The organism is Alkalihalobacillus deserti, assembly GCF_020734105.1.
GTDB lineage: Bacteria > Bacillota > Bacilli > Bacillales > Bacillaceae_D > Halalkalibacter > Halalkalibacter deserti.
Genome location: NZ_JAJAFR010000005.1, coordinates 38,329 through 52,898, shown reverse-complemented (window position 1 = coordinate 52,898; position 14,570 = coordinate 38,329). Strand labels below are relative to the sequence as shown.

The 14,570-nt window shown below is 38.2% G+C and carries 12 protein-coding genes and 1 pseudogene; 3 read left to right on the top strand and 10 right to left on the bottom strand.

Annotated elements, in window-relative coordinates:
- The first annotated feature begins 25 nt into the window (after nucleotides 1-25).
- From LDX58_RS11200 to alr, 3 genes are all read left to right on the top strand, one after another.
- Nucleotides 26-1,261, top strand: coding sequence for a PucR family transcriptional regulator (locus tag LDX58_RS11200; protein WP_227936928.1), 1,236 nt, complete (start codon nucleotides 26-28; stop codon nucleotides 1,259-1,261).
- Between the two features lie 134 nt (nucleotides 1,262-1,395).
- Complete coding sequence (gene ald, locus LDX58_RS11195; protein WP_227936927.1) at nucleotides 1,396-2,529, top strand: alanine dehydrogenase; 1,134 nt, start codon at nucleotides 1,396-1,398, stop codon at nucleotides 2,527-2,529.
- Nucleotides 2,530-2,623: 94 nt separating this feature from the next.
- Complete coding sequence (gene alr / locus LDX58_RS11190) at nucleotides 2,624-3,730, top strand: alanine racemase (protein ID WP_227936926.1); 1,107 nt, start codon at nucleotides 2,624-2,626, stop codon at nucleotides 3,728-3,730.
- A gap of 715 nt (nucleotides 3,731-4,445) precedes the next feature.
- On the opposite strand, the gene LDX58_RS26270 is transcribed toward alr, so the two are convergent.
- The 10 genes and pseudogenes from LDX58_RS26270 to yycF all read right to left on the bottom strand — a co-directional run bounded on the left by LDX58_RS26270 (nucleotide 4,446) and on the right by yycF (nucleotide 14,386).
- A complete protein-coding gene (locus LDX58_RS26270; RefSeq protein ID WP_289623492.1) occupies nucleotides 4,446-4,763 on the bottom strand; it encodes a YjcZ family sporulation protein in 318 nt (105 codons plus the stop codon).
- A gap of 96 nt (nucleotides 4,764-4,859) precedes the next feature.
- A pseudogene (locus LDX58_RS11180) lies at nucleotides 4,860-5,649 on the bottom strand (protein-glutamine gamma-glutamyltransferase).
- A gap of 649 nt (nucleotides 5,650-6,298) precedes the next feature.
- Complete coding sequence (rlmH, locus tag LDX58_RS11175; protein WP_227936925.1) at nucleotides 6,299-6,778, bottom strand: 23S rRNA (pseudouridine(1915)-N(3))-methyltransferase RlmH; 480 nt, start codon at nucleotides 6,776-6,778, stop codon at nucleotides 6,299-6,301.
- A 65-nt stretch (nucleotides 6,779-6,843) separates the two neighbouring features.
- Nucleotides 6,844-7,005 carry a CxxH/CxxC protein gene (locus LDX58_RS11170; RefSeq protein WP_227936924.1) on the bottom strand — a complete coding sequence of 54 codons (162 nt, stop codon included), beginning with the start codon at nucleotides 7,003-7,005 and terminating at the stop codon, nucleotides 6,844-6,846.
- Between the two features lie 285 nt (nucleotides 7,006-7,290).
- Nucleotides 7,291-8,523 (bottom strand): S1C family serine protease, encoded by a 1,233-nt coding sequence (locus LDX58_RS11165; protein WP_227936923.1) that lies wholly within the window; start codon nucleotides 8,521-8,523, stop codon nucleotides 7,291-7,293.
- Nucleotides 8,524-8,896: 373 nt separating this feature from the next.
- A complete protein-coding gene (locus LDX58_RS11160; protein ID WP_227936922.1) occupies nucleotides 8,897-9,694 on the bottom strand; it encodes an MBL fold metallo-hydrolase in 798 nt (265 codons plus the stop codon).
- Nucleotides 9,695-9,756: 62 nt separating this feature from the next.
- Nucleotides 9,757-10,530: a two-component system regulatory protein YycI gene (locus tag LDX58_RS11155; RefSeq protein ID WP_227936921.1), complete on the bottom strand. Its 774-nt coding sequence runs from the start codon at nucleotides 10,528-10,530 to the stop codon at nucleotides 9,757-9,759.
- Nucleotides 10,517-11,860, bottom strand: coding sequence for a YycH family regulatory protein (locus LDX58_RS11150; RefSeq protein ID WP_227936920.1), 1,344 nt, complete (start codon nucleotides 11,858-11,860; stop codon nucleotides 10,517-10,519). The genes LDX58_RS11155 and LDX58_RS11150 overlap by 14 nt, the downstream gene beginning before the upstream one ends.
- Nucleotides 11,850-13,676, bottom strand: coding sequence for a cell wall metabolism sensor histidine kinase WalK (walK, locus tag LDX58_RS11145; RefSeq protein ID WP_227936919.1), 1,827 nt, complete (start codon nucleotides 13,674-13,676; stop codon nucleotides 11,850-11,852). The genes LDX58_RS11150 and walK overlap by 11 nt, the downstream gene beginning before the upstream one ends.
- Nucleotides 13,676-14,386: a response regulator YycF gene (gene yycF, locus LDX58_RS11140; protein ID WP_227936918.1), complete on the bottom strand. Its 711-nt coding sequence runs from the start codon at nucleotides 14,384-14,386 to the stop codon at nucleotides 13,676-13,678. The genes walK and yycF overlap by 1 nt, the downstream gene beginning before the upstream one ends.
- Between the last annotated feature and the right edge of the window lie 184 nt (nucleotides 14,387-14,570).

Sequence of the window (14,570 nt, the reverse complement as noted above, 5' to 3'; positions counted from 1 at the left end):
ACTATAGAAAAGAAGGTGTTTACATATGAACGAATTAAAAAATCAATCATTCTATCGTCAATTTGATTCGTTAGAAGATTTTGTTGATGCAATTAGCGAACGCTTACAATGTCCTGTAACAATTGAAAATTCCAATCATCATCTCCTTGCCTATAGCTCGCATGCGAACAGCACAGACGTTGCTCGGATTTCGACTATTATCGGACGGCGTGTACCTGAGCGTGTCATTAACCGCTTTTGGAAAGAAGGCGTCATCCCAGCGCTTAACCAAAGTGATGAACCAATTGTCATTCCTCAAATCAATGATATTGGGTTAGGTAACCGAGTAGCCGTCTCTATCCGTAAAAATAACGAAGTACTTGGTTATATTTGGGTACTGGAAGTTGGTCGTACCCTGACGAAAGAAGACCTCACAGACTTAAAAATAGCTGCTAGCAAAGCTAAAAATCAATTGCTTCAGCTCAATTTACAAAAGAAAAAGAAAGAAAAAAATCATCAAGAACTCCTCTGGCAAATGATTACCGGAGATGAAAGAAATCACATGATCATAGCAGATCAGCTCTCAAGAATTGGCTTGAAATCAAAACAGCCGTTAGCGATCCTTTTATTTACATTTGCTTCGATGGATGATGAACTCTATAAAAAATTAACCTATATAGCAAAGACGATGCAAAAGATAAATATCTTAATTCAAACCGTTGATGAGAATCAACTCGTTTTTCTTGTATCTCCTCTGTCTCAAACAAATGATTTCCATAAGAAGATAAAGGATTTTATTGATACATTTAAAGCTCAAGTAAAAGAACGCTTCGGTATTTCTGAGATTTGTTCTGGATGTGGCTATGCCTATGAAAATTATGAATCGATTAAAAGAAGTTATGACGAAGCAACCAAAGTAATGGCTCTTAAACAGACATTTACCAAAGAACTTTCCGAAGCAAATTTCTATCATGAGCTTGGTATTTTCCGTTATATAGATCTCCTAAAACAAACGGAGGAATTACAAGGCATAAGTGTTAATCCAGCGATTGAAAAACTTCGAACCTATGACTTAAATAATCGCACCAATTTACTTGAAACATTAGATGTAATCCTTGATAAAGATGGGCACATGAATGAGGCAGCTAAGGATCTCCACTGTCATGTCAACACGCTAAACTATCGTTTGAAACGGATTCAAGAAATTACAGCGATTGAATTAAAAGATCCTGCACAAAAAATTGGGCTCTATTTAGATATGAAGCTTTTTCGTAAACATTAACTATCAAATCTAACGATTTGTTAAAAACAACAAAAAGACGTTTATAGATTTGATCTTTTACACAATGCGCTTCTCCATTTGTGGATTTATACTAACATATAACAAATTCAAATCCCTTTTAGGAGGACGACATAATGATTATTGGTATTCCAAAAGAAATTAAAAATAATGAAAACCGTGTAGCCATCACTCCAGCTGGTGTTGTTGCACTTACAAAGAGTGGACATGAAATTTTAATAGAGCAAGGTGCTGGAATTGGGAGCGGTTTTGAAGATACAGATTACTTGACAGCTGGTGCAGCAATTATTCCTGAAGCAAGTGATGTGTGGGCAAAAGCTGAAATGGTGATGAAAGTGAAAGAACCATTAAGCTCTGAGTATGGTTACTTCCGTAGTGGCTTAATTCTATTCACATACCTACACTTAGCTGCTGAGCCTGAGCTTGCTAAAGCACTAGTTGATAGGGGCGTCATTGCTATTGCATATGAAACAGTAGAAGTAAATCGCACACTTCCACTGCTTACTCCAATGAGTGAAGTAGCGGGTCGGATGGCCTCACAGATCGGTGCACAATTCCTTGAGAAGTCAAAAGGTGGAAAAGGTATTCTTCTATCTGGTGTCCCAGGTGTGAAACGTGGAAAAGTAACGATTATCGGTGGTGGTGTCGTTGGTACAAACGCGGCTAAGATCGCTATTGGACTTGGTGCAGATGTCACGTTAATGGACTTAAGTGCAGATCGTCTTCGTCAGCTTGATGATCAATTCGGTAACGACATCCAGACTCTGATGTCTAACCCACTAAACATCGCTGAAGCGGTTAAGGACTCAGATCTTGTCATTGGTGCAGTTTTAATTCCTGGAGCAAAAGCACCTAAGCTTGTAACCGAAGACATGATCAAGTCAATGTCACCAGGTTCTGTTGTCGTTGATGTAGCGATTGACCAAGGTGGTATTATTGAGACGGTTGACCAAATTACAACACATGATAACCCAACTTACACGAAGCACGGAGTTGTTCATTATGCCGTTGCGAACATGCCTGGGGCTGTTCCACGTACATCCACTATTGGATTAACAAACGTAACAATTCCTTATGCTTTGCAAATCGCAAATAAAGGGGTAGGAAAAGCAGTAGCTGAAAATCCAGCACTAGCTCTTGGTGTAAACGTTGCAAACGGCGCTGTTACATATAATGCTGTAGCTCGTGATCTAGGATATGAATTACTATCTGTAGAGGATGCCCTTCGCAAAACTACACTTCTAGCTTAGGGACTCCTTAATATAGCATGAAATAGCCCCTCTCCGTCTCATGATGGAGAGGGGCTATTAAACGAACGAAACATAAGTAAAGGGAGTCCGTCAAATGAAAACAAGTAGTTTTAGAAATACATATGCACAAATCTCATTAGAGGTCATTAAAACAAATGCAGCTACTTTCAAAGCTTGGTTAAAACCAGACTGCAAATTAATGGCTGTCGTTAAAGGAGATGGGTATGGACACGGAGCAGTTGCATCGGCAAAAGCGGCTCTATGTGGTGGCGCTACCTACTTAGGTGTAGCTATTTTAGATGAAGCCATTGAACTTCGTGAAGCGGGTATTGAGGCACCAATCATTGTTTTAGGCTACACCGCACCAGTAGCTCTTAAAGAGGCAATTAGACAAAACATCACGTTAACGGTGTTTTCAACTGAAGTTCGCGATGCTCTACTTGAGCTTGCACGAACTGAAACGACACCTATCAAAGTACATATTAAGACTGAAACTGGCATGGGTCGAATAGGCGTACAAACAATAGAGGAACTGCTAGAACTCTCAATTCCACTTTCTAAGCATGAAAATATCGAAGTAGAAGGGGTGTTTACTCACTTTGCCGAAGCCGATGTACCTCATTCTTCTTACACAGATGAACAATTTGATAGGTTTATTGCCTTCATTCGCACACTAGAAAATAACGGAATGACTATCCCTATAAAACATTGTTGCAATAGCGCTGGGACTCTTCTGCACAGAGACAAACATCTGGATATGGCTCGAGTTGGCATTAGTTTGTATGGGCTAAAACCAGATGCAGCTCTCCACATGCCAATTGAACTTAAACAAGCGATGCGACTCTATTCAAGTATTATTTCCTTACGCAAGCTGCCAGAAGGATCAGCAATTAGTTATGGCCGAACCTATACATTATCAGCTGAACGCACAGTTGCCACCTTGCCTATTGGCTATGCAGATGGCTTATCTCGTGCACTATCTAACAATGGCTTCGTGTTTGTCCGTTGGAAAAAAGCACAGATTATTGGCCGGGTTTGTATGGACCAAACGATGATTGATGTCACTGAGGCTTCCGATGTCCAAATAGGAGATTGTGTTGAGTTTCCTATTGATGAAATGGCCGAATCAACTGGAACGATTAATTATGAAATTGTGTGTGCTGTTAGTAAGCGGGTTCCAAGGTATTATGAAAAGCTCTGAATATGACCTTAGAGCTTTTTATGTTTATATTCAGATTTTCCCTATCACTACAGCATTATAGTCTATTCAAATGAAAAATTTCACATCAATAAATTCTTCCATACAATCTTATCGCTTGTTTTGTTTTTCATGTTGTAAAGAAACCCAATTCCCCTTAAACACGGGTTCATAAGCTAGCGAAGGAGTCACTTTCTTAAAGAGAATATATAAAGAGCTGAAATATCCAATTTCCATACTAAAGTTATTTCAGCCTTTTCTGTCCTTACCAACTTCATTCATCAATAAATGAAGTTGGTAATACAAAAACCTCATTTACTTATAATACGGTTCTCCTTAGTCTATCTAAATGAGGTTTATTTAGATTTTCCATTTGAAAACGGAATTACTATTGGAAACTCTTCTACTAAAGGACCATATTTTATGGAATACTAAACTTCTTAAAAAACAACATGAACAATAAAAAGCCAGTTGTTTATACGGACCTAAACAACTGGCTTTCCTTGTAAAATGAATTTTCTTAAATCTCCAATCCCTTATTAGTAGACTTTTAGTGTAAACCTTTATGACGAACTGGTTTTAGGATGATCGCTATTACGACGGTGGAATGGATTGAGCCTTTTGTCTAACATAATTTCATTTTACGTAATTAGATGTAGGAAAGGGTCGGTACTCAGTTCACCATTGACCGAGAGAAACCGCCCTCTTAGATCTTATATTAGCATTTAGAGGAACTACTTCCTACAATGATTAATAAAATAAACAACACAACAATTAATATAAAGCCGTGCCCACGAGTAGGAGCGGCGGCATAACCATATCCATAAGCAGGGGCAGTATAAGGTGCATCCGTTACGCCAGCCACCATAGTAGGGGGTATATTGGGCGGTACATTGGCTCCTGCCATTATAGTAGGGTGGATGTTTGGCGGTACATTGGCTCCTGCCATCATAGTAGGGTGGATGTTTGGCGGTACATTTACATTACCATACATATTCTCAGCACTTCCTTTTCGGTTAGTATATTTACACAACATTATACTCACCTAGTTGAAATATGAACCTGTCTGCCTACTAAATGGGTGGATGTTACCGTTTTTATTAAAAAATCAAACATGGCAAAAAATTAATCATTAATGTTTATTCAGATAAAACTGATAATGAATACTGGAGATGGAACAAAGATTATGGTGTATGACAGTTTTTAAATTTTTATAGGAGGTGCGATCACTTTGTAAAGTTAAAAGCTTATGCATCGTTGCAGATATTCTTGTGATTACATTTGCTAAGTATGCGGGCTGTGTACTTTCTGGAAACCTTTGTGAATTTAAAAATTGTATCATCTGTTCAGCGGTCATGATACCCAACCCATGTCCAAAAAACGTTCCATCGCTTAACACGACGGCGTTTTCTCCTCGATACCATGGCGTATTTGGATAAAAATCAGGATTATTAAAATACACAACATCCCCGGGCAAAAAACGATTCGAATAGAAGGAGTCTAATTCTAAGTTAGGATCTGTATGCCAACTGTATAAATAGAGGTTTTGAAAAATAGCATCAAAACGACGTCTCCCGATACTTTTTAAGATGGCCTGGTAATAGATAATAATGATTGCAGTCGCGCATTCAAATGCATAAAGGGAGCCGTTCCGATAAATGTCTAGAATGGCGTCAGATGGCTTGACACCTGACCTTAACAAAAACCCTCCAGCATACGTTAAAGTCCAGGATGAAGGATTACAACGAGCATTTTCAAAGATGGTAAAACACTTGACTTGCATTCATTTCTTTTGCGCTTTCCATAATATTTTTTCGAATGTCGATTTCAAATCTAAGTTCATTCATGGAAGGATAGGAAAACAATTCAGGAGAATCAAGCATTTGTTTAATGTTTACTCTTTCTACCCTTCCGAAGTCCATCGTGCTATCTAATGAAAACGGCCTTCCAGCTACTTGTATCATGTCATTCCCCATTTCAATTGATTCGAAGAGATGGTTTCTTCGACAAATTTCTTCTCTAACGCTTCTTTCTTGGAATCATCAAGCAATATATGGCATCTATATCTAATTTTATGATAAGGAGGGGGAATACTTGCTACTGGGTTTTACTGTAGGTTCGGCTTTAGAGTATAGTTTTTACAGGAATAAGTGGGGGGAGAGCTGTAGATACGTGGACAGAGGAAAAGGTTGCCCCTCCTACTTTACAAACAATTAAGTTAATTTTTTATTTTTTCCTCTTTCATTGATTGTAATAAACATATAAAAAGACAAGCCAAATCCTAATTAAAAATAGGTAGGCTTGTCTTTTTATTCTTTGGTCTCTAATCTCAACTGAAAGTTTTTCCAGTGCTTCTTAACCTGAATTTCCATGGGGTTTTTTATGACACGGTTCTGTACTCTTGATACATAGCTCAAGGAGTTTCCGTGCTCCCCTCTTATTTAAACTAGTGCAAATATTTTTTATAAAATACTCTCCTGTATAATTTAAGAACGACGTAGAAATATGTAGTAGTTACATACGCATTCCATCTTTCTCTTGAATACTGACTTTAAAGAATAAAAACCTCATTTACTTATGATACGGTTCACCCCTCAAAATCCGAAATGCCCGGTAAATCTGCTCCACCAATACCAACTTCATCAATTGATGTGGAAACGTCATCTTAGAAAATGAGAGATTTTCATTTGCCCGCTTCAGCACATGATCACTTAATCCAAGTGATCCCCCAATCACAAAGGCAATCTTGCTTTTTCCGTATGTTGCTAACTTATCGATGTTATTAGAAAGCTGCTCAGAGGTAAGCATTTTCCCTTCTATTGCTAGAGCGATCACATGCGTATCGGGGTGGAGTTTTGCGAGAATTCGTTCTCCCTCTTTGTCTTTAATTTGTAGCATTTCAGCTTCACTTGCTTGTTCTGGTGCTTTCTCATCGGCTACTTCTATCATTTCGATTTTCGCATAGGCACTTAATCGTTTCGTGTATTCTTCTATGCCTTGTTTCAGATATTTTTCTTTTAATTTCCCCACTGTTACAATCTGGATATTCACAATGTGTATAACCTCCTATAATCTTATCCACAGTAGTTATCCACATATCAACAGCATTGATTTTTTTATGGGCTCACCCTGTAGATGGCATCGTTTTCACAAAAACTACAAACTGTGGATAACGTATCGTTGTTTGTACCTGCTTTATCCACGATAGGTGCTGATTCTTGTTCGTCTACCGTCATATCAATCGCTAATTCAATATGTTCATTACATGCAAAATACATTTTTAATCGTCCTTTCTTTTTTAGCGTGTCTATTATATCATACCCATATATTCGATTGTGGATAAAAGTAATCAACAGCTGTTTGTAAGAAAAAACGGCGCTAGCCGTCTTTTCTTATAAACAATGAGCGGAACCACTGCTTCTTAAGTAACGACAAGTGGGTTTCTCATCGTTTGACGCGCATTTGCCACTCTTGAGTAGTCTGTCACATGCTTCATTGAAACGCATTCAATGTTTAATTTTATACTAAAAAAAAGCAGCATCAGAGACGCTGCTTCTTTCTCTTTAAAAGCTTTGTTGCTCAGCTAATTGGACCTGAACGGTTTCACGTGCACCATTACGATAAATGGTTACATCTATTTCGTCACCAATCTTAAGTTCTGTATACAGGTATTTCCGCAAATCATGCCCGTCATTGATCTCTTGTCCATCAATTTCAACGATCACATCGTAGTCTTGTAAGCCAGCACGATCCGCCGGAGACGTTGGTGAAACGCTTGTAATCACAACTCCCCCTTTAATATCTTCAGGAAGTTTCAACGTTTCTTGCCAGTATGCACTTGGAATTTCACTTAACGAGCGGATACCTATACCCATTTGTGGTCGTCTTACCTCTCCAATGCTTTCTAGATCTTCAATAACTGGAATCGCTATTTCTGTTGGAATCGCAAAACCAATTCCTTCAACCGAACTTTGTGCAATCTTCATCGAGTTAATACCAATTACTTGACCCTCAATATTTACGAGAGCGCCACCACTATTACCAGGATTAATCGCAGCATCTGTCTGTATGACTTCTGCATACCAATCAATTTGACCATTTCCTGTTAAATCAACAGGAATGCTTCGTTCCGTTGCACTAATAATACCTTGTGTAACTGTACTAGAGAATCGAAGCCCTAGTGGATTTCCAATTGCTAGCGCTGGTTCACCTACACGAAGCAGATCAGAACCTCCAAAATCAGCGACTACTTCAATGTCACTGCCATCAATCTCTAGAACAGCTAAGTCTGTAATCACATCACTTCCCAACAGTTTTGCTGGAATACGCGTACCATCAGATAGGCTAACCTCAATTTCATTGGCACGGTCAATTACGTGATGGTTGGTAACGACATACGCACGATCGCCACTTTTTTTATAAATAACACCCGAACCAGTGCCCTCATTTCCCTCTTGTGAAAAAAGGCTTGATTGTTGCATATTGATCACACCGACTACAGCATCTGACACTTTATCTACGGCTTGAGTGACATCGGAATTCACATCAACATTAACCGTTTGTGAAAGTCCCTCTTGTGGCGAGTTTATTTCAGAGATTCCTGAAATCTCACTATCATTATTAATTTGATAAGGTAATAGTCCAATATTTGAAAGAAGTGGAATTGAAAATAAAACGACTAATCCACCTACTACCGCTCCAATAAAAGCAGATAGTCCTGATCCTCGATTGGGCCCACGACGTCGTCTTCCTGTTTCGGTTTCGGTTTCTTCAACATGCTCATCATAGTATCCCATTACATTGACACCTTCCTTTTTTCTGTATAATTAAATGTTCGAAAAAGGTAAAGCACTGGCATTACTACTGCATCGTAGAAAAACAGTAGCTACGCTAAAAGGGTTGCTTATAATTTTTATTATATTAATTATTTCATGAAATACTAGTATCCTGCTCGCTTTCCCTTTATTTTTGATACTTTTTATATAATTACCAACAAACATGACAGATAATCTTGTAAAAAAGCGATTTAATTATTTTTTCATACTTGTGGGTCGGATCGCACAAAATACCCCTCGTTTTATTAAATTTCCTGTTACGTATAATTGTCTACCCTAAAAAAACCCCACTAAACGTGGGGACTATAAGACAAAAATCGTAGTTGTTTACATCTTATGAAACAACAGCTAATGCTGTTGGATGGTGGGGGTCGGTATCATATAGTTCAAATTGCTCTCCTACAGCCATCCCTTGCTCTTTTAGCACTTGTTCAACGGAAAGTCTAGCTAAGTCTTTCAAGTTGTTGTCTAAGCTTAAATGAGCTAAATAAATACGACTGGTCTTATCGCCAATACATTCGGAAAGCGCCATGGCAGCATCTTCATTGGATACATGACCAACATCGCTTAAAATGCGACGCTTAATGCTCCACGGATACTTACACATCCGTAACATATTGGTGTCATGATTCGATTCAAAAATAAACATATCTGCATCTTTAATTGTCCCTTTGATTCTCTCACTGACATAGCCCATATCAGTAGCTAGCACTAGTTTTTTCCCTTCATGATGGAAAGAGAAAAACATCGGTTCTGCCGCATCATGTGAAACACCAAATGATTCAACATCAAGGTTTCCAAATGATTTCACTTCATCTATTCCAAAAATGAATTTTTGCTCATTTGCTAGGTTGCCAAGATGGCTATTCATTGCTTGCCATGTTTTTTCATTCGCATAAATAGGTAATTTATGCTTTCTGGCAAAAATGCCAACTCCCTTTATATGATCAGAGTGTTCATGACTTACTAAAATCCCTGTTAAGTCTTTTGGATCACGGTTAATCGATTGAAAAAGCTCGTCCATTTTCTTGCCACTCAATCCTGCATCTATTAATAAACGCTGCTGTTCCGTTTCTACGTAAACGGCGTTACCGGTACTTCCACTTGCGAGTACACTAAAGCGTAATGTCATATTTTATTCATTCCCCTCTACAATCTAAGTCGACTTAAAAGAAGAGTCAACCTTAAGCATCTTTAGGTCAGTTGTTGCACGGTCCCTCCCGTTGCATGAACGAGATAAATTTGCCCGTCTACTGTCACACGCCACATCGGCGCAAACACTTGAACATCATCGGTTGGACTAAAAAAACTATAATAACCAAACTGAACATTCGTAATCGTCTGGTTCATTCGTATTAATTGGTCGTTGAGTAAAATCTCAATTGCCTTTAAGCTAGACAAAATTTCGCGGTCTTCGCCTTCTTGATCTTCAAATTGAAAAAATCTTTGCTGATAACTAGTCACCCGTTGTTGATTGTCAAGATTCAAAATCAATGGTTGATCTTCCAATGTATAAGCCATCTTACCTTTATAAATCTGATATAAATACACTCTATTCTTTTCGGAGTCATACCCACCAAAGCGATAGTTATCGCCCTCAAAAATATAGGTTGATAGAAACGTTTCAAGCACCGGTGATATTTGTTCAAGTGGTAACTCAAACGGTTCTTCTAGCACCGACATCGCCGTGTATTCATCGATAAGCTGAACCTCTTGCTTTTCAAGAGCTGGAACCTGATTAAGTGATAATTTAAGTAACTTTCCAATAACAAGCAGACCAGATAAATCTTCTTCTGGCAATTCATTTTCAATGGTCACATTATTTTCTTTTAAAACTTCTTGTATGGTCGCTTCTGTGATCATACTAATTTGATTAACATTATTTGTCTCAATCAGTTGCCAAGTTAAGAAGACATTAATAAATAAGAAGGTTATAATGAAGATCGTCTTTGTTCTACTCCAATCCATTAGAACCTCCTTTCTCAAAAGTTACTTTTTGCCAATGGTTTCTATAGTAGGCAAACCAGTGTGGCTCTACCGTAACAAATGACGTCGTTCTCGCAACTAGTTCATAACCAACTACAACTTTCGTTAACTGTTTTGGATCAAAGAACTCCTGCTGTTTTAACTGTTCCAGTACTTTTTCTCCAGATGGTAAATGAACTTGTTCACTTACATCAATTGGCGTATTATCTAATTCAAAAAGGGGACGAGTATAATTAACAACTTGATTACCTGACCTGCTGATATCAAGCGACATCGAACCTTGTCCTTCAAAATTCATAACAGGATATCCATTTACATGCAGGATAAACGACGCATCATCACGGGTATCGATCGACTGCCAATTAGCTAAAAGATATTCGTCTGACCACCCTCCATGTCCATTAACAAACTCATAACTGCTTTGAATAATATGCTTACTATTTCTTTCTTTAGAGTCAATAAAAGCTGGATTAATATATTCCATAAATAAGCCGTTATTTTGCATCGTTATGATTCGATTGCCATCTGTATAGGAATCTTCTCCATCTGATTGCTGATAATACTTAACAGAACCAGGATCGGTAAATAGCGTCTGTTTGTAAAACTCTGTCGATAATGAAGACGTTTGAAAAGATAGCCGCGCAACTTTAACTGGCTCAGTTGGAACGTAAACAGCTGCAGTAAGTTTTGTTGAATTGGACGATGTTGGTTCAAGCACGGTTCTCATCTCTATATATTCATTAAAAGGTTCAGAAAACGTAGCTAATTCGGTTGTCGAAAGATTCGTTCCTAACTCAACCACTCGCTCTTCTTCAACTGATAGCAATTGCATATGGACATTTCCACCTGGACTACCATACAAATACAAGCGATTGACCTGTGTTAATGTCATCATAAACTCCTCTTCACTTAGTTCAAAAAGGTCAAGGAATAGATCAATCGGAATCGCTGTAGGAAAAATCAATTCAATTCCATCGGTTTCGAGTTTTTTCGGAAAGGGACCAGTTGCTAGCAAATCAATTTCAATCAAGCTAGAACGCAATAGATTTTCATACACTTTCGCAAATCTCTCATCTTTATTTGGGATCCTAGCAAACTTATTATGATGATGAACGATGATTTGCTCGGGTCGGATCACATCTTTTAGTTTGCGTTCTTCACGTTCTGCATTTAACGAATCGGAAGGAACATATCTTGTAGTATCATCAAGAAAAGCCATCTCGGGTTGAAACGTGTAGAGCTGCCAAGTTAACACAATACTTACCCCAATTAAAACAATCAGTATCGTTGTTTTGATATGCTCATAGTTCATGCTCTTCCTCCTGATCGTTTAAGTAAGGTAATGTAATGTTGATTGTGGTGCCTTTGCCGTAATCCCCTTCAGCCCATATTTCGCCGTTATGAGCATGAATTAGCTCTTTTGCAATAGCTAGTCCAAGTCCAGTACCACCAACACTTCTAGCTCTTGCTTTATCAACTCGGTAAAAGCGTTCAAAAATCTTTGTCTGACTCTCACGCGGAATCCCCATGCCTCGATCAGATATGCTAATTTGCAGATGTTCTTCTTTCTGAAGCATCCGTACTTTGATCGCTTCACCTTCTGGAGAATACTTCATTGCATTTGAAATCACATTATCTAACACTTGCATTAATTTGTCGGGTGCAATCTTTACATAAACAGGTGAATTCGCAATTTCCCTTTTAAATGTAATGTTTTTATCTAATGCAATGATTTCAAAGCGGTCGATCACATCATTTAAAAAAGAACCAATGTTAACTAATTGGAAGGCGAATTTAGAATCATAACTATCTATCTTAGATAATTGTAATAAATCGTTTACTAGTCGTATCATGCGTTCTGTTTCATTTTGTGTGACACTTAAAAATTTAGGTCCTAACTCTTTGTCATTCATGACTCCGTCTTCTAATGCTTCTAGATAGCTTTTCATCGTCGTTAAAGGCGTTCGTAGTTCATGTGAAACATTCGCAACAAATTCTCTGCGTTCTTGCTCTATTTTTTCTTTTTCCGTTACATCATGTACGACTGTAATCAACCCATTAATTGGACCATTTTCTTCTTGAATTACTGAGAACTTGGCCTCTAGCAAATACTCTTCCTTTTCACTACTAAGATCTAAAAGAAGAGAGTCTGGGAAACCAGCTAAATCATCAGAAGAAAGCGTTTCTGGCAATTGAAGAACCTCTGGGAGAAATTCTCCAAGAACTGAATGAATTGACTTATTCAGTAGTTCTTCCGCTCGTTTATTCATTAAGATAATTCGCCCATTTTTATCACTAGCGATTACCCCATCTGTCATATGAGTTAATACAGACTTCAACCGCTTTTGTTCGCGATCACGAGTTAAGGTGGCATCTTGTAATTTTGATGTTAAATGATTAAATGATGTCGCTAATTGCCCAATTTCATCTCCGCTATACACCGTAACTTGTTTTGAAAAGTCCCCACGTCCCATACGCAATGCATGTCTACGCATATCAATAATTGGCCCCGTTATTGTACGAGCAAGAAGGATAACCAAAATAACAGAGATCGCAAGAGCGATAAAAGTACCACTTAATAAAATGCTGTTAATCTGTTTGATTTGCCCATAAATATCTTCCATCGACGCCTCAATATATAGAGCACCAACAGGTCCATCATCTGTTTTAATTGGAACTGCCATAACACGCATACGATGACCGGTTTTAGGATCACGTAACACTACATCATCCGCAAATCCAAGCAGGGCTCGCTTCACACGGACTTCCGTGCTTTGTTGTCCAACAATATGTCTATTAGAGAGATTGGATGTACTTACAACGACACGATTCTGATCAATCACTTGCACCTCAGAATTTTCGATTGAGAATAGGTCTCTAAGCATTGCATTAAAATTTGTTGTCGTCTCACTTCGATCATCTTTATTGTTGATCATTTCCTGGGCAAGGTTATATGCAAGTAAATTTGCGCGTTCATCAAGCATCTCAAAATGATTACTGACCAGTTGACTCTCGAGTTGCCTTGTAAAATAAACCCCAATAATTTGCATCGCAATAAAGATAAGGAGTACATAAATGATAATGAGTTTGAATTGAATCGACTTAAAAAAGCCAACTTTATTTTCCATTAAGTGTGCTCCTGTTGTTCAGGTGAAGATAAATAGTACCCTACGCCTCTACGTGTAATAATCCAAATTGGATAACTTGGGTTGTCTTCTACCTTTTCACGCAGTCGACGAACGGTAACATCAACTGTTCGGACATCTCCAAAGTAATCATACCCCCACACCGCTTGTAGTAAATGCTCTCTTGTCATCACCTGATCTAAGTGTTTGGCTAAATAATGAATCAATTCAAATTCACGGTGAGTTAATTCAATCGCCTCACCTCGACGCTTCACTTGGTAAGCTTCAGGATAAATGATTAAATCACCAACGACAATTTCCTTGTTTGTTGCCGTTTCTTCTCCGCTTGTTTTGTGACGACGTAGATTGGCTTTCACTCTCGCCAGTAACTCTCTGGTACTAAAAGGCTTTGTTACATAATCATCAGCACCTAATTCTAACCCAAGCACCTTATCAATCTCAGAATCCTTTGCCGTCAACATAATGATTGGTATATCATAAAGTTTTCGAACTTCACGACAAACTTCCATTCCGTCTTTATATGGAAGCATAATATCTAGTAGAATAAGATCTGGTTCATGTTTCTTTACAAGCTCAATCGCCTCTAATCCATCATAAGCACATATAACATCATAACCTTCTTTTTCTAGGTTGAATTTCAGTATATCTGCTATTGGTCTCTCGTCGTCTACAACTAAAATCCGTTTATCCATTAGGCAGATCTCTCCCGTTCTCTTTTGTCTTACCTCACATTTTAACACATGTAACCGTCACACTGTCACCTTAGAAAACGCTAAAAATCGAGGTTAACTCATAAGAAACTTTTCCTACCTAGCAATTACAGTCTAGCTGCAAATACTTGGAAGATAGAAACTTAAATTTGAGTCACCCTCGATT

Coding starts and splice junctions, on each gene's coding strand:
- LDX58_RS11155 (WP_227936921.1), bottom strand. CDS start 10,530: ATGGATTGGAGTAGAACAAAGACGATCTTCATTATAACCTTCTTATTT.
- LDX58_RS11160 (WP_227936922.1), bottom strand. CDS start 9,694: ATGACATTACGCTTTAGTGTACTCGCAAGTGGAAGTACCGGTAACGCC.
- LDX58_RS11170 (WP_227936924.1), bottom strand. CDS start 7,005: ATGTATTTTGCATGTAATGAACATATTGAATTAGCGATTGATATGACG.
- alr (WP_227936926.1), top strand. CDS start 2,624: ATGAAAACAAGTAGTTTTAGAAATACATATGCACAAATCTCATTAGAG.
- LDX58_RS11150 (WP_227936920.1), bottom strand. CDS start 11,860: ATGAACTATGAGCATATCAAAACAACGATACTGATTGTTTTAATTGGG.
- LDX58_RS11200 (WP_227936928.1), top strand. CDS start 26: ATGAACGAATTAAAAAATCAATCATTCTATCGTCAATTTGATTCGTTA.
- ald (WP_227936927.1), top strand. CDS start 1,396: ATGATTATTGGTATTCCAAAAGAAATTAAAAATAATGAAAACCGTGTA.
- LDX58_RS11165 (WP_227936923.1), bottom strand. CDS start 8,523: ATGGGATACTATGATGAGCATGTTGAAGAAACCGAAACCGAAACAGGA.
- walK (WP_227936919.1), bottom strand. CDS start 13,676: ATGGAAAATAAAGTTGGCTTTTTTAAGTCGATTCAATTCAAACTCATT.
- LDX58_RS26270 (WP_289623492.1), bottom strand. CDS start 4,763: ATGTTGTGTAAATATACTAACCGAAAAGGAAGTGCTGAGAATATGTAT.
- yycF (WP_227936918.1), bottom strand. CDS start 14,386: ATGGATAAACGGATTTTAGTTGTAGACGACGAGAGACCAATAGCAGAT.